We start from the raw sequence: 19,792 nt of genomic DNA on the forward strand, positions 1-19,792 counted from the left end.
GAGTGACTACACAAATTATTTTAACGTCTGTGCCTCAACACGCTTGTGGAAATATGGCATGATAGCAACACTTTATCCTGAAAGGATTTATCCATGTTAGAACGCATTAAAGACAGCTTTACTGAATCTATCCAGACAAAAATCGATGCAGCCGAAGCACTGCCAGAATCCATCGCCAAAGCGGCCGAGATGATGGTGCACTGTCTTTTGGGTGGCAATAAAATCCTTGCTTGCGGTAACGGCGGCAGTGCTGGCGATGCGCAACATTTCTCAGCAGAATTGCTAAACCGCTACGAGATTGAACGTCCACCCTTACCGGCCATCGCTCTGTCTACCGATACTTCAACCATCACAGCTATCGCCAACGACTATAGCTATGATGAGATTTTCTCAAAACAGATTTTTGCCTTAGGTCAACCGGGCGACATTCTGCTAGCAATCTCGACCAGTGGCAACTCAGGTAACGTGATTAAAGCCATTGAAGCCGCATTAAGCCGCGACATGACTATCGTAGCGCTAACAGGTAAAGATGGCGGCGCTATGGCTGGCCTACTGAGCGTGAACGATGTGGAAATCCGCGTACCTTCAAATGTCACTGCACGTATCCAAGAAGTGCACTTACTGGTGATCCATTGCCTGTGTGACAATATTGACCGCACCCTCTTCCCACAGGACGAGCAGCAATGAGACACGCTGCCCCGCTGTTAATGGTTTGCTTGCTGCTTCAAGGCTGCGCCGGTGCCGTTATGGTGGGCGCAGTCAGTGGCGCTATGATGGCCAACGACGAACGTACTGTTAAGACTCAGCTTGATGATACCAATACTGATTTTAAGATCACCAGCGCACTGCTAGAGCAAGAAGATCTTAAAAAACAAACGAATATCACGGGTGTATCCGTCAATGGCAATGTACTTATGATAGGCCAAGCCCCTAACTCTACGTTAAGGGATAAAGCCATCAAGGTCGTACAAGATCTTAAGCTCGGCGGCAAAATACATAATCAAATCCGCATTGGCAATCCAACCTCTTTCACCACCCGCAGCAATGACACTTGGGTTACAACCAAAGTGAAGGGCCGCATGCTGAACGAAAAAGATTTGGATGTGACTCGCATTAAAGTCATCACTGAAAATGGTGAAGTCTTCCTGCTGGGGGTTATTCATCGCTCACAAGCAGACTTAGCTGTTGATATCGCCCGTAATACTGCTGGCGTGCGTAAAGTGGTGAAAGTATTTGAGTATGCTAAGTAATTTTGCAGTTTATCTATTTAAAACTTAAGCCTAAGTGGTGAGCCAACTCGCCCACTTAGGCTTAAACCCTCGCTGTTATTTTCCCGTGAGTGTATCCGCTATCTTAGGTGCCGATTTTGATAGGATCGATCCTAACCAAGGTAAAAACAACGAAGGTAATACGATTAAGGCTGCACCGAGCCAACTTAAGTTATCCAACCATTCATCGAACAACAACCAGCCTAAAAAGACAATAAACAACAAGCCTGTGTATTCCGCAATCGCGATATCACTCGCCTGGGCCTTGCGGTAAGCCAACACACAAAACCAGTGATAAACCAATAAAAATGCGTTGCTCAGCAAGGCCACGCCCACCAGCTCCCAACTCAAACCTTCGATGCCCTGAAACGCTGCAATCACTAACGTTGCCGGAATACCCAGCAAGTTATATAGCATTAGCGTTAGCACGGGATGCTCAGTATGGGGTACTTTTTTAAGTGCTAACTGATTCACTGCAAAGGTAAAAGCAGAAAACAGCACAGCAATGCCGTACCAGTTCATTTCACTCGGTCGCAGGATAATCAAGATGCCGACAAAACCTAAGCCAGTACAGATTGTCTGAGCAGCGGTGATCCTCTCGCTCAGGAAGAAATACCCCATCAAAATAATCATTAGCGGTGCGGAGTAAAACAATGAGCTAACTGTCGCGAGCGGTAATGCCATTAAGCCAATAATTAAAAAAAGCGCGCCAACTGAGCCTATGTTGGCACGCCAAAGGTGAACTGAGATATGTGTCGTCATCGGACGCTGCGAATACAGCCACACTGGCAACAACATAAATACTGAAGAGATTTGCCTGACAAGGAGGAAAGTCGAGGCACTCGCATCGTCCGGTAACCACTTGATCGACACATCATAGAAGGCACTGAATAGGTTACCTACTATCAATAAAATCAAACCAATAACTACTGGGCGTTGCATTTTTTAACATCCATAAATCTCAATGGCGGCATGATAATCCTCGCAAAACTTAAGCTGAAATGATGCTTTCTCATGCTAGATGAATTAAATTCATACTAAAGCCTTTAGATATTGAAAATCATGAGAAAGCTCCCGCCATTACGCGCTCTACAAGTATTTGAAGCAGCCGCCAGACAGCAGCATTTTTCTAAGGCCGCCGATGAACTGTGCATCACCCAAAGTGCAGTGTCTCACCAAGTGCGAGTATTAGAAGAGTATTTTGGCGAGCAACTGTTCGACCGTCAGGGGCGTAAACTGCAGTTAACGCCTAAGGGGCACGGACTATTTCTAGAGTTAGAGCGGATATTCAACGAGTTAAGTGACCTTAATTTGAAGATTCGCGACACGCCCAATCAGCAGCTGTGCTTAGCCGTTTATAGCTCCTTCTCGGTGAAATGGTTGATCCCCAGACTCACCGATTTTCGCCGCCAATATCCGAGCGTGAAAATCCGCCTCGAGATGATCACCCAAGATCCTGATCTAAGCACCAGCACCGCGGATATCTTCATCGCAGGCAAACTAAATCAACGTGGCTATTGGCAACAGTTACTGCACAAAGAGCGTTTAATTCCTGTATGCAGCCCCAGTTTTTACCTTAAATGGCGCGACATAAGCCTGAGTAATTTCCAGCAACAAGCCCTGCTGGTGGTTGATGAAGGACCATTAGGGCTCGACTGGCATAAGTGGTCATCGGCGCACCAAATACCACTCGATAACGAACAACAGCATGTTTTTAGTCATATTGTGATGGCGATTGAAGCAGCGATTGCCGGCCAAGGCTTAGCCCTAGCGCCGGACTTTATGGTGGCTGGCGATATCACCACGGGGCGTTTAGTCGCCTTGAATCTTCCCGATGTGCATACCGGATTTGAATTTACCTTCTTTTGTAAGCAGCGCCGTTTATCAGAACCTGCGATTGCCGCTTTCTCATCTTGGCTAAAATCACAGGCTTAGGATGAATTACAGGCACAAAAAAGCCGACGCGAACGTCGGCTTAATTTATCGATCGATTGATTACACTAACAAACCAATCTTCTCATACACTTTCTTCAGGGTCACTTCGGCACGCGCCTGCGCACTCTGTGCACCAGCTTTCATCACTTGGTCTAAGTAAGCACGGTCGGCACGAATCGCGCGGTAACGCTCTTGCAGTGGCTCTAACATGCTCACAACCGCTTCACCTGCTGCACCTTTCAAATGGCCATACATCTTGCCTTCAAACTCGGCTTCTAGGCTCGCAATGCTTTGCCCTGTCACACCCGACATGAGACTCAGCAGGTTAGAAACACCCGGTTTATTATCCACATCAAAACGCACGACTGGCGGCTCATCACTGTCTGTCATGGCTTTTTTCAGCTTCTTCAGCACTGATTTCGGATCTTCTAGCAGGCCGATAACGTTATTACGGTTGTCGTCTGACTTAGACATCTTCTTTAGCGGCTCCTGCAGCGACATGACTTTAGCGCCAAGTTCAGGAATAAACGGCTCAGGAATGGTGAAAGTATCACCATAGGCATTGTTAAAACGAGTAGCGATATCACGCGTTAACTCAAGGTGTTGTTTCTGATCTTGGCCAACGGGGATTTCGTTCGCTTGATAAATCAGAATATCCGCCGCCATCAACACTGGGTAGCCAAATAAACCCACGTTGATGTTGTTAGCGTGCTTTTGTGATTTATCTTTAAACTGAGTCATGCGGCTCAACTCGCCCATTTGGGTATAGCAGTTTAATGCCCAACCCAATTGCGTATGTTGTGGCACCTGTGACTGGATAAACACTGTACTCTTTTTAGGATCGACGCCACAGGCCAAATACAGGGCTAAGGTATCTAAACACGCTTCGCGCAACGCTTTAGGATCTTGGCGCACGGTAATGGCATGCAAATCGACGACACAATACAGGCAGTCGTGGCTATCTTGCATCGCAACCCATTGACGCAATGCACCCATGTAGTTACCTATGGTTAATTCGCCGGACGGCTGTGCACCGCTGAGTACTATGGGTTTGGTCATTACGTCATTGCTCCACTATCTATTATATAAAAAGACTAAAAAATCGACTAAAGAACAGGTAACCCCCATTACTTGGTAGGTTTTACCCAGTTCAGAATCTCACTAAATTGCCCACATACGGCATCTGGGCCACTGAGCCCAATATCTTCACCGTAGTTGTAGCCGTAGGTCAAGCCGATTGACGCTATCCCAGCCGCTTTCGCCGCTAAAATGTCGTTTTTAGAATCGCCGACCATCAATAACTCAGTTTTCTCCAATTGCCACTCATGCAATAAGTGCTGCAGCGGCAAAGGGTCGGGCTTCATCTTCGCTAAGGTATCACCACCTAACACTAAGCTGAAAAAGTCGTTAATCCCAAAGGCTTTGAGTAATGGCATGGTAAAACGATAGGGTTTATTAGTGACAACCGCTAACTTAAAGCCTGCATCAAACAAAGTTTGCAGCACTTGATGCACGTCGCTATACAGCGCACTGTGCTTTTCAAGATTTTCTTGATAATGATGCATAAAAATCGGCATGGCCGTATCAAGCGCGGTCTGCTCAACATCCGTACCCAAAGCATGACTCATAGCACGGCGCATCAACATCTCTGCACCGTTACCGACCCAAGTACGAACTTGCGCCTCAGAGCAGCTCTTCAAACCTAACTCGGCTAAGGCTTCCTGCGTGGCAACGGTTAGGTCAGGCACACTGTCAATCAGCGTGCCATCTAGATCAAACGCAATCGCTTTAATCTTATCCCACATGGCTATGCCCCAACTTTAGCAAGTTCGGCACGCATCTCATCAACAACGGCCTTATAATCGGGCTTGCCGAAAATAGCCGAGCCCGCAACAAACATGTCCGCACCGGCGGCCGCGATTTCTGCGATATTGTCGACCTTAACGCCGCCATCGACTTCTAAACGAATATCAAAACCACTGGCATCAATACGCGCACGCACTTGGCGCAGCTTATCTAAGGTTGATGGAATAAAGGATTGACCACCAAAACCAGGGTTCACTGACATCAATAGGATCACGTCGAGTTTATCCATCACATGGTCAAGATAATGCAGTGGTGTCGCAGGATTAAACACGAGACCCGCCTTGCAACCGCACTCTTTGATGAGCTGAAGAGTGCGATCGACGTGCTCAGAGGCTTCTGGGTGGAAAGTAATAATAGACGCGCCCGCTTTAGCAAAATCAGGCACGATACGGTCAACCGGCTTGACCATCAAATGCACATCAATATCAGCGGTAATCCCATAGTTACGCAGTGCCTGGCACACCATAGGGCCAATCGTTAAGTTAGGAACATAGTGATTATCCATCACATCAAAATGTACTACGTCGGTTCCCGCATCTAACACAGCTTTTACATCGTCACCCAAACGGGCAAAATCGGCAGATAAAATTGATGGAGCAATCAAGAATGGACGCATAAAACACTCGCTGCTATTTGGATAAAAAGTGCCTTATTTTACCCTGAGCCAAGCTAAGCCTCTATAGCTAAAGCCACATTTCTGGCAATTGATCCGCTATGTCTATGTCAGTAAAGCAGCGCACTCTGCAGCTATCGCAGTAAATTAGGGCTTAGATTCGGTAAAATAAGCTAATATTTCCGAGCATTTTGGCTGGAATTGATAATTTTTTGTTCATAAACTAAGCGAGTTTGTTATACTCGAGGCGCAGTGCTGGTTCATTCCAAAGGAAGCGTTATGATGGAGCGGTTTAGTCAGTTTTCACACTATGTTAGGTCGGTGACATTCAAGTCATCTATGATGTTGGCATTTACTGCAGTTGTAGTGGCCACGCTAGCTTTTGGCGTTGAAAAACTTACGGAAAATACCGAAACTGCATCTTGCGCTTGTAGCAATGACACTCGCTACAACAATGCACTGCCCAGTAGCCACCCTAATAATCGCTGCGCCGATCAAGCACAAACCTTAAGCTGGAAAACGTGGCTTACAGGTAAAAACCGTTCGAGTCAGTTCCACTTTGTCGATCTACTTGAACTATTACATGGTCATCAAGATAAACCTATGGATGATCTCAAGCCCACTACGTCGCATCTCGCCTATTAATGCTTAGCCGCATTTGGCAAGTATTCCACAGTACCGTTGCCGCCTTTTTCGGGGTACAAACTAGCGAAAATCGTAAAAAAGATTTTCAAACCAGTTCCCCATTGCCCTACATAGTGATGGGCATAGTATTAGCTGTCATCCTAGTGGCAAGTCTGATGTTTCTCGTAGGACAAGTGCTTAGCTAAACGTTATTTATGTTGAAACTAGTCGTCTTTTGGATCGTAGTTTTCATCATATAGCGCCATCAACTCATCCACTTTGTTACGACCACTGCCATTTTGGCTAATGTTGCGTTGCACTTGAATTTTCGCTAAATGCGCGCCGCGATATAACTCGCGAGTTAATGGAATATCGTGATTACTAATCAATACCGGAATACCACGCTCTAACGCGGTATGGCGCGAATGACGAGCCAGCAGTGCTTGATCGTCTAAACTAAAACCTGCACCAACATATGTCGTGAAACTGGATGTAGTAGATAACGGTGCGTAAGGTGGATCGCAATAGATAACATCGCCACTGCGTGTCTGCTCAAAGGCTTTTTCGTAACCAATGCATTTAAACTCAGCACGTTGCGCTTTTTCAGAAAAGGCCCAGATTTCCTTTTCGGGGAAATAAGGTTTTTTATAGGAGCCAAAGGGCACATTGAAGCCACCCTTACGGTTATAACGGCATAAGCCATTAAAACCATGGCGATTTAAATAAAGAAAATACACAGAACGCTGGAAAGGGTCGCGACATTTATTAAAGTCGGTCCGCACCTGATAGTAAGCTTCCTTTTGATTCATCTCATCGACAAACAATGCTTTAGCGGCGGCAATGTATGCTTCTGGTTGATGCTTCACGATCTGATATAACTCGATCAAGTCCTGATTAATGTCACAGAGCAGGTAGCTAGGATAATCCGTATTCAAGAAAACGGATCCTGCACCCACAAACGGCTCGACCAAACGGTCTCCTGCGGGTAAATAACTGGCTAAATCATCCACCAATTTAAATTTACCGCCAGCCCACTTAAGGAAGGCTCTGTGTTTTTTTATCATTTAACTTGATGAATGCCGACAAAAATAAAGGCCATGATTGTACTCTGTTTATTCTGAAATTTCACGATTTGAGAGACTTTCTTCTACTTGATAATCTTTCAAATCGGCCCATTTTCTGACCCAAGGTTGCTCAAAACGATACTCCTTAACCAATTGCGCCGCCGCATTCGAAGCCAATTTGCTACTGCTATAGTGACCAACGAGAACAACCCACCGCTGTTTATACTTTGCGACTCGAACGCCCTCGACATTCTCAAGACTCTTTAATGTCGAACGCAGGGTATCTAGCTGAGCAACACTCGCTATTTGTACGGTATAACCTTTGAGTGGCTTTTGCGGTTCCAAAACTGTTTTATCAACCTTTGCCACCTCTGGCGCTGGGGACTGAACATCTACCGTTTTAGCTTGAGGCTCTGCATCCACAGTTGGCTCATCATCACCAAAAGACTTGCTACTCACTTCACCAACACTCACTAAGGCAGCATCATCAGGCTCTGGATGTGGTGCCTCACCATGAAATTCACTTAATGGATCGACAGCCTGTTCTGTTTTGGCTTTGGATGTATCTAGTTCGTTAACTTTCACGGTTACAGTGGCAAACTTTAATTGTTCAGCGCGCAGAGCAAAATAGGGGGCTAAGATTTTTTGCCCATAGGACAAGAAAGCGGGTGAATCTATCGCAGGAAAAGTCGCAGTCTCTAGGGCTTGCTCTTCAGAAAATGGTTGAGTAACACCAAGCCAAATACCTAGCGCTAACAACATGCTCACAGCTGTCACCACCACAGCTTTATATTTCATCCAAGAAGATGTTTTCTCTTGCGGGCTATGCAAGGCTTTATCTAACAGATTGACCACTTCTTGCGGCGTACCCGTTTGCTTCTCAAGCTGACTGCGTACGATTTCCCTTGGCGTAAAAGGGTTTTGATCGCTGTATCTCAGCAATGTTTGATACAAAGCTTCACGCTCTGGCATGGTTAACGGCTCAATACTGATAGGCAATATTTGCCGCCGCAATTGCTCGGGTAATTGTGGCAATAGGTCCGCTAAGAATGCCGGTGGAACCGTGAGCGTGACGGCAATATTCTTACCCGCACACTGAATTTGATTGAGAATAATACACTCAGCCCATAGCGCCTTAGGCAATAAATGCGCATCATCGATAATGATATGTAGGGGTTTAGTTTGCGTGCTCGCAAGCCGCAACAGGGTATCGGCGAGGGGAATGTCGTCGTCAAAAATAGGGGATGAAATTAGCTGGACTAGAATTTTGCGGCGTATCTCAGCGTTATCGGCATGCATAGGACAAATCACAAATGCCGCATTTGACTCGTCAAAATCGGTCGCTAATCCGGTAACTAAGGTCGTTTTTCCTGAACCGCTGACACCAGAAAGCACCAGCAACTGATCGCTATAACTGGCAACATGATGCATTCTTTGTATGAGGGCTTCCTGAGAAGGAAGCAAGACAGAACCCTGAAACGTCACTCGCCCACCACACAGTTTTTATGCGCAGCGAATAACCTGTTCAAGGGTAGATTCTGTGACTTGACTAAACACATCCGCGCGGCCTATTGCCGTTGGGAGCACCAGTCGAATCTGACCGCCTAAAACTTTTTTATCGCGTCGCATATGTTGAATGAAACTGTCGAAATCCATAGATTCCGGCGCACTCACTGGAAGATCAAAAGCTTGTAGTAACTGTATGATACGACAAACTATTGACTCATCGATAAGCCCCAGTGCCTTAGCTGTTTTAGCAGCAAGGACTGTGCCAGCTGACACGGCTTCACCATGCAGCCAATTACCGTAGCCCATTTCGGCTTCAATCGCGTGACCAAAGGTATGACCCAGATTCAACAAAGCACGCACGCCCTGCTCAGTTTCATCTTGGCTAACCACATCGGCTTTAATCTCACAGCAACGAGAGATAGCATAAACTAATGCTTCGGCATCTAAGGTTTTTAGCGCCGTTACATTATCTTCAAGCCATTGAAAAAAATCAGCATCCCACATGATGCCATACTTGATGACTTCCGCCATTCCCGCCGCAAACTCGCGCGCTGGAAGCGTATGTAAACATAAAGTATCGATAAGCACGATTTGTGGCTGATAAAAGGCCCCAATCATGTTTTTACCAAGAGGATGGTTAACAGCCGTTTTACCGCCGACGGAAGAATCCACCTGCGACAATAAAGTTGTCGGAATTTGAATAAAATCGATCCCACGTTGATAACATGCCGCGGCAAAGCCCGTCATATCACCAATCACGCCACCACCCAAAGCCACCAGCACAGAATCTCGACCATAGTTTTGCTGCAGCAGTGCAGTAAAAATAGTATCTAGATGTGCTAAGTCTTTGAATTGTTCGCCATCGGGAAGGATAACACTCTCTACCTCACCAAACGAAGCCATCGTCTCTTGTATCTGTTTAAGATACAAAGGCGCGACAGTTTCATTGGTGACGATAAGAATACGTTTTTTAAGCAGGTAGCGAGACAAAGTCTCGCCATCACTCATCAAATTCTGGCCAATGTAAATGGGATAACTACGTACACCTAAATCAACCTGAATTTGCTTCATAAATTCTGCCTAAAAACCTAATTGCTCAATGATCTGATTTGCGACGATCTTTGCGCTTTGATCATCGGTTTTGACAATCACATCGGCAATTTCTTCGTACAATGGATTACGGATCTCTGCAAGATTCTCCAACACTTCTCGAGGATCATCCACTTGCAATAATGGGCGTCGCTTGTCTCTTTGAGTACGAGCGACCTGTTTGTCGATAGTGGTTTCCAGGTAAACCACAATGCCACGAGCAGACAGATGATTACGGATATCTTTGCTTTGTACTGAACCACCACCGGTGGCAAGGACGATACCTTGTTTCTCAGACAAATCAGCAATAACCTGAGCTTCACGACGACGGAAGCCTTCTTCACCTTCGACGTCAAACACCCAAGCAATATCAGCGCCTGTGCGTTGTTCAATCTCTTGATCCGAATCGTGGAATTCTAAATGCAGCATTTGCGCCAGATGGCGACCAATTGTGCTTTTACCTGCGCCCATAGGGCCTACCAGAAAAATATTACGTTTTTCAGCCATTTCTTGTACGTCTGAATCTTATTGAAAAGTATGCCTATATCGACTCAACATCAAGCCGACCTATATGTTACCTTGCTCTTATGAGACTTGACCGAGGATTATCTCAGCTTAGGGTCTACTATGGCAAGCCATGTGCGCTATTTATGCAAAGAATTGTATTCCAGTAATAATAAAGCCAGCAATCACTGCTGGCTTTAGTCGATACATAGCAAGTGCTTAGATCTTCTCACCGACTATTTTGGGGGTTACGAAAATAAGTAGCTCTTGACGCTCATTTTTGTCTGTTGTGTTCCTAAACAGGAAACCGACTAAGGGAATGTCACCGAGAATAGGGACTTTACTCACACGGCTGATCAAGTTTTGCTGATAAATACCACCAAGGACTATGGTTTCACCGTTATCAACTAGCACTTGAGTGCCAATACGTTGAGTATCGATGGCGACAGCGGGACCCGTTGGTGTGTCAACCGTCTTGCCCTGAGAGTCTTGGGTGATTTCCAAATCTAAAATAACGCGGTTATCTGGTGTAATTTGTGGTGTAACTCGCAAGGACAACACGGCTTTCTTAAAAGTGACCGAGGTTGCACCGCTTGAAGTCGACTGCACATAAGGGATCTCCACACCCTGCTCAATATAAGCCGCCTTTTGGTTAGAGGTAGTAATACGAGGGCTGGCGATAATTTCACCTTTATTTTCTTGCTCTAACGCACTCAATTCCAAATCAAGAATAGTACCATCTGCCAACTTAGCAACGTGGAATGCGATACTTGTTGGATTGGTCACTGCCGCAGGCAAATTAACGTTCAAACGTTGGTCAGGAGTTGGAATGATGCCGTTGGCAATACTCTGAGCACCTTCTAATGTACCTGAGGTTCCCTTACTGCCCTGCTGATCCGTTACGCCCCAACGTATGCCTAAGTCTTCAGAGACATCATCTTTGACCGTTACCATACGTGACTCGATCAGTACTTGACGAATAGGGATATCGAGTACTTCGACTAAACGATGGATGTTCTCAATCGTTTCTGCCGTATCTTTCACAAGTACAGTGTTGGTACGTTCATCGACCGCGACTGAACCGCGTGGCGAGAGTAAACTAGAATCTGCACTTTTAAGGAGCTCAGCAATATCGATCGCTTTGGCATAGTTAATTTGCAAGTACTCAGAATACAAAGGTGCTAGCTCTTTAACTTCTTGCCTATTTTTGAGATTTTGGCTTTCACGAATAGCCAACTCTTCGCTCGGTGCCACCATTAAGATGTTGCCTTCGATACGTTTATCTAGGCCTTTGGTTTGTAGAATCAAATCTAATGCTTGGTCCCAGGGCACATCATCCAATCTCAAGGTGATGTTGCCTTCAACAGTATCACTCGTGACTAAGTTAAAATTGTTATAGTCAGCAATGATCTGCAAAACAGTACGTACAGGGATATTTTGAAAGTTAAGCGACAAAGTTCGGCCATTGTATTTTTTAACATCTTTCTTGGCGGCAACTCTCTCAACTTTATTCATCGAGAGTCTAAAGAGATTATCCTCTTGCTTATAACTGAACTCATATTCCCCAGCAATATCAACTAAAATGCGCGTTGTTAGATCTTCTTTAAATGTCTCGAAGCTTTTTACTGGCGTTGAAAAATCTTTCACATCCATAACATAAAGCAGATCACTATTAATATCAGTGTTATATAACTTAACTTCGAGTTTAGCGCCCACTTGCTCAACGTTAACGGCAACCGAGCGGTTATTCAAATAGACTAATAACTCACCGCCACCATTTTCATTACGACGAAAATCGATATTTTTAATGCTGTTAACGAAGGGATTTTCTGCCTGAGTCTGAGCGCCTGCAACCTCATCATTAATAGTGAGTCGATATGAGTTGCCCATGACTGAACCTTGGTAAGGTTTCACTTTGGACATACCTAAGGTGACTTTAAGACGAGTATCTTGTTGCTCAGTCACCATGTCAGTTACACCGACTTGATTAATGGGTAAGCGATCCTTGGATAAACCAGAAATACTATTATCAAAGGTTAATACGAGCTCTGCAGGCGAGGCATTAGAGTCAATAACTGGCGGAGTGACCGCTTCTTCAAATACCAACTCTAGCTCTAACTGATGGTCAACCAAGGCATGGTACTTAACATCCATTAATCGGTTTGCAGCATAACTCGATGGCAAAATGCCAAATACCAATGCGATCCCAATAACAGACTTGATTAAGCCTGAAGAAATTAACGGGACTTTTATCGCGGCAGAAGATTTCATTATTCCCTCATCCTTCGCTCGTTATTCTCCAGAAAGTTCTAAATTGCTCGTCCTTTCGGACCAACAGCCTGAACCATCTGGAATTAATTCTACTACTTCGACATTTTGTGAAGTAACTTTAGAAATGCGTCCATTAAACAGACCTAAATACTCACCAACGCCCATCCGATAAACACTGCCGTCATTTGTTTCAACTAACGCCCAAGTTGTATCGGCTTCACTTAAGGTGCCACGCATTTTTAAATTATCTAAAGGATAAGTTTCTAATCGTCCTTTTCGACGCTTTAAGTCCGGTTGTAAACAATCTTTGCTGGTATCAACAACTTCTTCCGTTAACTCACGCGAAGGTGGTACAAAAGGGCTACGCATTAACTCGGCTTGATAGGCAAAGTGCTCAAATCTTGGCGGCTCTTTCAAGGGCGGGATATGAGCAACGTGTTGCGCTTTGGTTGTAGTAACAAATAGCTCTAAATCACTACGATCGCCAACACAACCCATTAAAAAAAGACTCAAGGCTAACAAAGGTAAGAATTTCATTATTTCTTCCCCTTATTAGCAGGTTTTTCAGGCGGTAATTCAGCCCCTTCTTTAAAGCGGTATGTCTTGGCTAAGATATCCATTGCTAAGTTGCCTGCTTCATCTCGCTTAATGGTGAAATCATGGAGGCTAACGATACGCGGCAGCTTAGCGACACCACTCACCATACTACCTAGCTGATGGTAATCTCCCGTCACAGACATTTTAATTGGAAACTCAATGTAGAAATCCCGCTGGATTTCGGCCTCCCAATTCAAACTATTAATTTTGAGTCCTGCATCCGTAGCCACAAAAGTTAAATCGTCTAGCAAACCTGGCATTTCATTTTCAGATGGCAGCATCTTCAGTAACTCTGCAAACTGTACTTCCATCGTCGCTAGCTGCTCTCGGTAGAGTTTTAAATTTGCCGCAAGTTGATACTTATTCTTGAAATCATCTCTAAGCTGCACTTCTTTATCTTGCTCTGCGGTATAAATATCTACCGAATCGGAGACGACCAATAAATATCCCGCAGCAAAAACACAGAGTGCTAAAAGGATCGCGAAAAAGGTTTTAACTTGATTTGGCCAACCACCAATATTTTCAAAGTCGATATCATTAAATTGACTTAGATCGAGTTTCATTTACTCGCTCCTTTTGTCATTTTCTCAGGCTCATCTACACTCGCGCCTTTAATAGTGACTCTCAAACTAAAACGCTGTAATTGCCGTAACTCTTCATTTTGGGTCACGATCGATTGCATATTAGGATCGGTTAACCATTCGGAAGTTTTCACTTTTCGCATCATGTTGGCGACGTTATTGTTCGATTCACTACGCCCTTCAATCAGCAACAAACTGCCTTTTTTCTCTAGACTAGACAGATATATTCCTGGAGGTACAATTCGAACAAGCTCATCTAACACGTGAGTAGGCAAATTACGGGATTGCTGTAGATTAAGAATAATTTCTGTACGCCGCTCAATATCTTTCTTACGTTCAGTAATTTTCTTGATCTCAGAAATTTGTGTTTCAAGCAGACTGATTTCCGATTGCAAATAAGCGTTACGTGCTTTTTGCTCATCTGTCATAACATCTAATAAAGATACTGCGACATAGACTAAAATCGCCGACGCTAAAAATACTGCCGCTAAAATACCAATATAGTCGCGCTTTTGTTTTTCTCTCGCCTCTTCTCGCCAAGGGAGTAGGTTTATGTTCGCCATTGACCGTAACTCCTCAATGCTAAGCCACAAGCAACCATATATTTGCTGATTGTAGGTTGCAGCGCACTTTTAACAGACTCATCGGCATGCAAACACCCTTGAAAAGGATCGGCGATAATAGTGTGAACACCCAATTCATTCGTCAGTAAATTAGCCATACCTTCTAATTTAGATGTCCCACCGCATAATACGAGATAGTCGACTTTATCTTTACCGCTGGAAGTGCAATAAATCTGCAGCGTACGTTTTATTTGTTGTAATAGCTGAGTTTGAAAAGGTGACAAGACTTCAAACATATAATTTCGTGGTAAGTCGCCTTCAATCTTTGCTTTCTCAGCTTGATCATAAGACATGCCATAGAAGGATAATATTGACTGAGTAAATTGCTCACCACCGAAAGCTTGCTCACGAATAAAAGTCGTCTCACCCGATTCAACCACAGAGAAAGTCGTCATATTCGCGCCGATATCAACCATAGCAACGGCTTTATGCTTCGCTCCTTCTGGAAGCTGAGCCAGAATTAACTCGGCAGCTCTACCTAGAGCGTAACCTTCAACATCCACCACTTTAGCCTCAAGTTCAACGCTATCCAGCGCATCGACTCTGACATCAATATTGTCAGTGCGGCATGCGCTCAACAGCACATCAACTTTAGTAGGATCGGTACTGTTTACGTTTAGCGTTTCAAAATCTATGCTAACTTCATCGAGTGAATACGGAATAAGGTTATCGGCTTCAATTTCTATCTGTGCCTCCATTTCTTCCTCACTAAGGGAGGCATCCATGTAGATCACTTTCGTCATCACAGCAGAACCCGAAACAGAAACAGCGGCATATTTAACGGATTTAGGCAGGCTACGTTTTATTTGCTTAAGGCATTCAACAACGGCATCAGCATCACGAATATCATGATCGTTAACGGCTCCCTTCTTAATGGGTACCGCGGCATGACTCAATATTTTGTATCCGTCAGCAGTCTTACTCAACAAAATGGCCTTAACTTCATGGGAACCGATATCGATTCCCACCATCTGCGGAGCCTGACGCTTCCATAAATTTGAAAGCATATCCATTGTCACTTTTTTATTTATATTTCAGTAAAAGAGATTAGCACAAAATCAACTTGTTATACTTACTTGTATCGAATGTTTCATCATTTTACAAATGCTATTTTGTGAGTCTCACGTTTTTACTTCACCAAGACGTGTGCGCCTTATATACTGTCGCACTTAACAGAACATTAGGATAAATTTTGGTGAAGTGGTTAAAACGTATTGTTATAGCACTATTCAGTCTAGCCCTTTTGGGCGTAGGCGCCATTGTGGCAGCATACTTTTATGTTTTGCCGGATTTACCGGATGTTTCAACACTAAAAAATGTGCAACTTCAAACACCTTTACGTATTTACAGTAGTGACGGCAAACTTATTTCTCAATTCGGTGAGAAACGTCGCATTCCACTAACGTTAGACGAAGTGCCAAAACCTCTGCTACAGGCGTTTATCGCAACCGAAGATGCCCGCTTTTATGAACATGGTGGTATAGACCCTGTTGGCGTGCTTCGCGCCGCATTAGTGATGTTGACCACTGGTGAGAAAAAGCAAGGTGCGAGTACGATTACCATGCAGGTCGCGCGTAACTTCTTCTTAACCCGCGATAAGACTATTATTCGTAAAGTGAAGGAGATTTTTATCTCCTATCATATTGAAGAGTTGCTCACCAAAGATGAAATTTTAGAGCTCTACGTAAACCGCATTTACTTAGGCCAACGGGCCTATGGGGTTGGGGCTGCTGCGCAAGTGTATTTCGGTAAAAACGTGCAAGAACTCAGCTTATCTGAACTGGCCGTTATTGCAGGCCTACCCAAGGCGCCCTCTACACTCAATCCAATCACGTCACCTTCGCGTGCATTGGCTCGCCGTAATGTCGTCCTCATGCGGATGAATGAAGTCGGCTACATCAGCCAAACCGAATACCAAGCAGCACTACAAGAACCATTGGTGGCCAGATATCATGGCGCTGAAATTGATCTCTATGCCCCTTATATTTCTGAAATGGCTCGGGATTACATGGTACAGAAGTACGGTGAAGAAGAAGCCTATACCAATGGCTACAACGTCTATACGACTATCTCATCGGATCTACAACTTAAAGCTCAACAGGCACTGCGTAATAACGTCTATGCCTATGATGAACGCCATGGCTACCGCGGTCCTGCTGCCGTGTTGTGGACGGACGAAAAACCTGAACCTGCTCAAATCAAAACTGAACTAGCCAAGATTGCTTCAGTACAAGAATTGCAACCCGCCGCAGTCATCAGCATTGCAGATCAGCAAGCCAGCATAATGACCGCCAAAGGCGAAACTAAAGTCATTACTTGGGATGGATTGAAGTGGGCACGTAAATTTATTACTGATAAGCGTCAAGGCAGTGTACCGAAATCAGCTTCTGACATACTCAAGGTCGGCGAGCGTATTTGGATCCGTGATAACGGCCAATATTTGCAACTATCGCAAGTACCAGAAGTCGCCAGCGCAACAGTATCACTCGACCCCAAAAATGGTGCTATTCGCACTTTAGTTGGTGGTTATAGCTTTAGCCAAAGCCAATACAACCGAGTGACTCAAGCGAAACGTCAATTAGGTTCGAATATTAAACCTTTCATCTATGCCGCAGCATTAGAGAAAGGCTTTACCTTAGCGACCCTCATAGACAATGCGCCAATTAATAAACCCGATATCAGCCAAGGCACTGCATGGCGCCCTAAAAACTCACCCGATATCTATGGCGGCCCCACTCGTTTACGTGTGGGTTTAGCGCAATCTATTAACGTTATGTCTGTGCGTGCAATGCGCCATGTCGGACTCGACGAAACCATTGCTCAACTCGTTGAATTTGGTTTTGATCCTAACGACTTACCTCGCAACGAATCGATTGCATTAGGTTCGTCTTCAGTCACGCCATTGCAAGTAGTTACTGCATTTAACGTATTTGCTAACGGCGGTTTCTTACTCGAACCTTTCTATATTGATCGCGTAGAAGATGCTTACGGCAATGTCATCGAAAAAGCGAACCCTACATTGGCCTGTATGCCTAGCCAAAGTCTTAGCCAACCAGTTACACCGAGCGATCCTATGGCGTTCAGCGTAAGTGGAGACTCTAGTGCTGAACCTAGTGCCCCCGTTGCCCAGTGTTTCAAACAAACTGGTCGCTACGCTCCGCAAATTATTTCAGAGCAAACGGCATTCCTCATTACCGAAGCACTGAAGAGCGTGATCTGGGGTGGGGGCGATTGGAGTAAAGGCACGGGTTGGCAAGGTACGGCTTGGCGCGCAGCAAAATTGATTAAGCGCCATGATATTGCAGGTAAAACGGGTACTACCAACGAATCGCGCGACACTTGGTTCAGTGGTTTTAGCCCAGTCATCACTAGCACTTTCTGGGTCGGTTTCGACGATCACGGTCGCCAACTGGGCAGAACCGCATGGAATGCAAACGGCGAAAAAGATCAGATAACTGGCGCCGAAGCGGGTGCGAAAACAGCAGGTCCGGGCTGGAACGAGTTTATGAACAGTGTCTTACAAGGCACTCCTGAGACAACCTCGATTCCGCCAGAAGGCATAGTTTCGGTACGCATTGATTTAGCGACGGGTAAACTTACTCGAAAAACCGACTATACCAGTGCGTTCGAGTACTTTATTTCAGGTACAGAGCCGAAGGAATACATCAGCGAAACTCAGGATGAAAATAACCTCTTCATCGATGCGCCAACTGACGACTTATTCCAATAAACAAATGCTAAAAAGTCATTATCACTAATTGTGGCCCAATAAAAAACGCGACCTAATGTCGCGTTTTTTATTGGCTTGAATTGTGGATTTGAATAACTCGCTAACGTACTTTCTTGGCCGCAATCGCCTTCTGAATTCGTGGCAATGCAGTACCACCGAGCACGTCACGTTTCGCTAAACAAGCTTCAATAGTCAGGTTTGGATAGACATCATCTTCAATGATAGCGGCAAAAGTTTTTAATTCGGCCAAGGAGAAATCCTCGAGCGGAATTTGCTTCGCTATCGCAGCAACCACGACTTCACCCACAACATGGTGCGCCTCACGGAAAGGCATACCTTTAGACACGAGATAATCCGCAAGCTCAGTTGAATTTGCATAACCTTGCTGCGCAGCTAACAGCGCATTAGGACGATTAACTTTCAGACCCGATAACACTAACGCCGCCATATCGAGGCAAATTGCCCAACTATCGACCACATCAAACAGGCCTTCTTTATCTTCCTGCATATCTTTGTTGTACGCCAAAGGCAGCGCTTTCATCGTAGTGAGAATGCCCACTAAGCTGCCATACACCCGGCCCGTTTTACCACGGATAAGCTCTAATGCGTCTGGATTTTTCTTCTGTGGCATCAGGGATGAACCCGAGGTCACTTCATCACTCAGGGAAATAAAGTTCGCTTCACCTGAGTTAAAGAAAATCAAATCTTCAGCCATACGGCTTAAGTGCATCATGCTGATCGATGCGGTTGAACAAAGCTCTACCACGTGATCTCTGTCTGATACGCTATCTAAGCTATTCAGCGTTGGCGAGGCAAAATTCAGCGCCGCGGCCAGAGCATGTCGATCCATCTTATAAGCTGTGCCTGCTAATGCTCCAGAACCTAAAGGACAGGTATTAGCGCGGGTTAACGCATCGCTTAAACGGCTGATATCCCGCTCAGTCATTTCCACATACGCTAAACACCAGTGGCCAAATGTCACAGGTTGCGCGCGCTGCAAGTGAGTATAACCCGGCATTACCGCATCAAATTCACGCTCAGCCAACGCCAGTAATTCAGCATGTAAGCTGTGAAGGCGCGCGAGTAATGCTTTGCCTTCGGATTGACACCAAAGCTTTAAATCGGTGGCAACTTGATCGTTACGGCTACGACCAGTGTGCAATTTCTTACCGAGATCGCCCACTTTGGCAATCAAAGCCGACTCGACGAAACTGTGAATATCTTCGGCGCCCGAGGCAAGAATAATCGCCGGATCGCCCTGCACTTCCACCAGCAAGTCATTAAGCGCTTTTTTCAAGTCGCAGCATTCAGTTGCCGAGATAATTCCCACGCTGGCGATCGCATCCGCCCAAGCGATGGAGCCGACCACATCCTGTTCGAACAAGCGATAATCCACAGGCAACGAATCGTTGAATAATTTGAATAGCGCGCTCGTTTCGCCCTGAAATCTTCCACCCCATAAAGCCATGCTAACTCCCCTTACTCACTGCTTATTTGAAATCGACTCATCTGAATCAA

The 19,792-nt window shown here is 45.2% G+C and carries 20 protein-coding genes; 6 read left to right on the top strand and 14 right to left on the bottom strand.

All coding sequences use genetic code 11. From position 1 onward, the window contains the following. The first annotated feature begins 93 nt into the window (after positions 1–93). Entirely contained in the window at positions 94–687 is a 594-nt protein-coding gene (locus tag L5L97_RS14130) for a phosphoheptose isomerase (RefSeq protein WP_105250525.1), read from the top strand. Then, the gene (gene dolP / locus L5L97_RS14135) at positions 684–1,250 is read left to right on the top strand and encodes a division/outer membrane stress-associated lipid-binding lipoprotein (RefSeq protein ID WP_105250526.1); all 567 of its coding nucleotides are present in this window, start codon (positions 684–686) and stop codon (positions 1,248–1,250) included. The genes L5L97_RS14130 and dolP overlap by 4 nt, the downstream gene beginning before the upstream one ends. 75 nt (positions 1,251–1,325) lie before the next feature. Here dolP and L5L97_RS14140 read toward each other — a convergent pair whose 3' ends face one another. Then, a complete protein-coding gene (locus tag L5L97_RS14140; protein WP_263182465.1) occupies positions 1,326–2,210 on the bottom strand; it encodes a DMT family transporter in 885 nt (294 codons plus the stop codon). 120 nt (positions 2,211–2,330) lie between these two features. Here L5L97_RS14140 and L5L97_RS14145 point away from each other — a divergent pair, with 120 nt between their 5' ends. Then, positions 2,331–3,203: a LysR substrate-binding domain-containing protein gene (locus L5L97_RS14145; RefSeq protein WP_263182467.1), complete on the top strand. Its 873-nt coding sequence runs from the start codon at positions 2,331–2,333 to the stop codon at positions 3,201–3,203. 60 nt (positions 3,204–3,263) lie between these two features. On the opposite strand, the gene trpS is transcribed toward L5L97_RS14145, so the two are convergent. From trpS to rpe, 3 genes are all read right to left on the bottom strand, one after another. Further along, positions 3,264–4,262, bottom strand: a complete 999-nt coding sequence (gene trpS, locus L5L97_RS14150) for a tryptophan--tRNA ligase (RefSeq protein WP_131525401.1) — start codon at positions 4,260–4,262, stop codon at positions 3,264–3,266. A 68-nt stretch (positions 4,263–4,330) separates the two neighbouring features. Beyond that, entirely contained in the window at positions 4,331–5,008 is a 678-nt protein-coding gene (locus tag L5L97_RS14155; protein WP_263147652.1) for a phosphoglycolate phosphatase, read from the bottom strand. A gap of 2 nt (positions 5,009–5,010) precedes the next feature. Then, positions 5,011–5,685 carry a ribulose-phosphate 3-epimerase gene (gene rpe, locus L5L97_RS14160; protein WP_012090481.1) on the bottom strand — a complete coding sequence of 225 codons (675 nt, stop codon included), beginning with the start codon at positions 5,683–5,685 and terminating at the stop codon, positions 5,011–5,013. 276 nt (positions 5,686–5,961) lie between these two features. Here rpe and L5L97_RS14165 point away from each other — a divergent pair, with 276 nt between their 5' ends. Then, complete coding sequence (locus L5L97_RS14165) at positions 5,962–6,327, top strand: hypothetical protein (protein ID WP_105250531.1); 366 nt, start codon at positions 5,962–5,964, stop codon at positions 6,325–6,327. Beyond that, complete coding sequence (locus L5L97_RS14170) at positions 6,327–6,512, top strand: DUF2970 domain-containing protein (protein ID WP_105250532.1); 186 nt, start codon at positions 6,327–6,329, stop codon at positions 6,510–6,512. Before L5L97_RS14165 ends, L5L97_RS14170 begins: the two co-directional genes overlap by 1 nt. Positions 6,513–6,530: 18 nt before the next feature. Here the strand turns inward: L5L97_RS14170 and L5L97_RS14175 are convergent, their stop codons facing one another. The 9 genes from L5L97_RS14175 to L5L97_RS14215 form a co-directional block, all read right to left on the bottom strand. Further along, positions 6,531–7,370 carry a Dam family site-specific DNA-(adenine-N6)-methyltransferase gene (locus L5L97_RS14175; protein ID WP_131525404.1) on the bottom strand — a complete coding sequence of 280 codons (840 nt, stop codon included), beginning with the start codon at positions 7,368–7,370 and terminating at the stop codon, positions 6,531–6,533. Positions 7,371–7,418: 48 nt separating this feature from the next. Beyond that, complete coding sequence (locus L5L97_RS14180; RefSeq protein WP_263182469.1) at positions 7,419–8,855, bottom strand: AAA family ATPase; 1,437 nt, start codon at positions 8,853–8,855, stop codon at positions 7,419–7,421. 18 nt (positions 8,856–8,873) lie between these two features. Beyond that, positions 8,874–9,950 carry a 3-dehydroquinate synthase gene (aroB, locus tag L5L97_RS14185; RefSeq protein ID WP_113941457.1) on the bottom strand — a complete coding sequence of 359 codons (1,077 nt, stop codon included), beginning with the start codon at positions 9,948–9,950 and terminating at the stop codon, positions 8,874–8,876. A 9-nt stretch (positions 9,951–9,959) separates the two neighbouring features. Then, a complete protein-coding gene (gene aroK / locus L5L97_RS14190; protein ID WP_006083542.1) occupies positions 9,960–10,475 on the bottom strand; it encodes a shikimate kinase AroK in 516 nt (171 codons plus the stop codon). A 216-nt stretch (positions 10,476–10,691) separates the two neighbouring features. Next, on the bottom strand, positions 10,692–12,743 hold the full coding sequence (locus L5L97_RS14195; protein ID WP_212601377.1) for a type IV pilus secretin PilQ: 2,052 nt from the start codon (positions 12,741–12,743) through the stop codon (positions 10,692–10,694). Positions 12,744–12,764: 21 nt separating this feature from the next. Beyond that, positions 12,765–13,280 carry a pilus assembly protein PilP gene (locus tag L5L97_RS14200; RefSeq protein ID WP_105250537.1) on the bottom strand — a complete coding sequence of 172 codons (516 nt, stop codon included), beginning with the start codon at positions 13,278–13,280 and terminating at the stop codon, positions 12,765–12,767. Then, positions 13,280–13,903 carry a type 4a pilus biogenesis protein PilO gene (locus L5L97_RS14205; protein WP_131525851.1) on the bottom strand — a complete coding sequence of 208 codons (624 nt, stop codon included), beginning with the start codon at positions 13,901–13,903 and terminating at the stop codon, positions 13,280–13,282. The genes L5L97_RS14200 and L5L97_RS14205 overlap by 1 nt, the downstream gene beginning before the upstream one ends. Continuing rightward, the gene (locus L5L97_RS14210; protein ID WP_105250539.1) at positions 13,900–14,484 is read right to left on the bottom strand and encodes a PilN domain-containing protein; all 585 of its coding nucleotides are present in this window, start codon (positions 14,482–14,484) and stop codon (positions 13,900–13,902) included. The genes L5L97_RS14205 and L5L97_RS14210 overlap by 4 nt, the downstream gene beginning before the upstream one ends. Beyond that, positions 14,472–15,551 carry a pilus assembly protein PilM gene (locus L5L97_RS14215; protein ID WP_105253014.1) on the bottom strand — a complete coding sequence of 360 codons (1,080 nt, stop codon included), beginning with the start codon at positions 15,549–15,551 and terminating at the stop codon, positions 14,472–14,474. The genes L5L97_RS14210 and L5L97_RS14215 overlap by 13 nt, the downstream gene beginning before the upstream one ends. Positions 15,552–15,739: 188 nt before the next feature. Between L5L97_RS14215 and L5L97_RS14220 the strand changes: the two genes are divergently transcribed. Beyond that, the gene (locus L5L97_RS14220; protein WP_263182470.1) at positions 15,740–18,274 is read left to right on the top strand and encodes a penicillin-binding protein 1A; all 2,535 of its coding nucleotides are present in this window, start codon (positions 15,740–15,742) and stop codon (positions 18,272–18,274) included. 100 nt (positions 18,275–18,374) lie between these two features. Here the strand turns inward: L5L97_RS14220 and argH are convergent, their stop codons facing one another. Further along, positions 18,375–19,742 (bottom strand): argininosuccinate lyase, encoded by a 1,368-nt coding sequence (argH, locus tag L5L97_RS14225; RefSeq protein WP_263182473.1) that lies wholly within the window; start codon positions 19,740–19,742, stop codon positions 18,375–18,377. Positions 19,743–19,792: the final 50 nt, after the last annotated feature.

It is taken from the genome of Shewanella sp. SM71 (assembly GCF_025653905.1).
Lineage (GTDB): Bacteria > Pseudomonadota > Gammaproteobacteria > Enterobacterales > Shewanellaceae > Shewanella > Shewanella oncorhynchi.

Excerpts from the sequence above, each read along its gene's own strand:
- L5L97_RS14170 (WP_105250532.1), top strand. The coding sequence starts at position 6,327 with ATGCTTAGCCGCATTTGGCAAGTATTCCACAGTACCGTTGCCGCCTTT.
- rpe (WP_012090481.1), bottom strand. The coding sequence starts at position 5,685 with ATGCGTCCATTCTTGATTGCTCCATCAATTTTATCTGCCGATTTTGCC.
- argH (WP_263182473.1), bottom strand. The coding sequence starts at position 19,742 with ATGGCTTTATGGGGTGGAAGATTTCAGGGCGAAACGAGCGCGCTATTC.
- L5L97_RS14175 (WP_131525404.1), bottom strand. The coding sequence starts at position 7,370 with ATGATAAAAAAACACAGAGCCTTCCTTAAGTGGGCTGGCGGTAAATTT.
- aroK (WP_006083542.1), bottom strand. The coding sequence starts at position 10,475 with ATGGCTGAAAAACGTAATATTTTTCTGGTAGGCCCTATGGGCGCAGGT.
- L5L97_RS14145 (WP_263182467.1), top strand. The coding sequence starts at position 2,331 with ATGAGAAAGCTCCCGCCATTACGCGCTCTACAAGTATTTGAAGCAGCC.
- L5L97_RS14205 (WP_131525851.1), bottom strand. The coding sequence starts at position 13,903 with ATGAAACTCGATCTAAGTCAATTTAATGATATCGACTTTGAAAATATT.
- L5L97_RS14195 (WP_212601377.1), bottom strand. The coding sequence starts at position 12,743 with ATGAAATCTTCTGCCGCGATAAAAGTCCCGTTAATTTCTTCAGGCTTA.
- L5L97_RS14155 (WP_263147652.1), bottom strand. The coding sequence starts at position 5,008 with ATGTGGGATAAGATTAAAGCGATTGCGTTTGATCTAGATGGCACGCTG.
- L5L97_RS14165 (WP_105250531.1), top strand. The coding sequence starts at position 5,962 with ATGATGGAGCGGTTTAGTCAGTTTTCACACTATGTTAGGTCGGTGACA.
- trpS (WP_131525401.1), bottom strand. The coding sequence starts at position 4,262 with ATGACCAAACCCATAGTACTCAGCGGTGCACAGCCGTCCGGCGAATTA.
- L5L97_RS14200 (WP_105250537.1), bottom strand. The coding sequence starts at position 13,280 with ATGAAATTCTTACCTTTGTTAGCCTTGAGTCTTTTTTTAATGGGTTGT.
- dolP (WP_105250526.1), top strand. The coding sequence starts at position 684 with ATGAGACACGCTGCCCCGCTGTTAATGGTTTGCTTGCTGCTTCAAGGC.
- L5L97_RS14210 (WP_105250539.1), bottom strand. The coding sequence starts at position 14,484 with ATGGCGAACATAAACCTACTCCCTTGGCGAGAAGAGGCGAGAGAAAAA.
- aroB (WP_113941457.1), bottom strand. The coding sequence starts at position 9,950 with ATGAAGCAAATTCAGGTTGATTTAGGTGTACGTAGTTATCCCATTTAC.
- L5L97_RS14140 (WP_263182465.1), bottom strand. The coding sequence starts at position 2,210 with ATGCAACGCCCAGTAGTTATTGGTTTGATTTTATTGATAGTAGGTAAC.
- L5L97_RS14215 (WP_105253014.1), bottom strand. The coding sequence starts at position 15,551 with ATGCTTTCAAATTTATGGAAGCGTCAGGCTCCGCAGATGGTGGGAATC.
- L5L97_RS14130 (WP_105250525.1), top strand. The coding sequence starts at position 94 with ATGTTAGAACGCATTAAAGACAGCTTTACTGAATCTATCCAGACAAAA.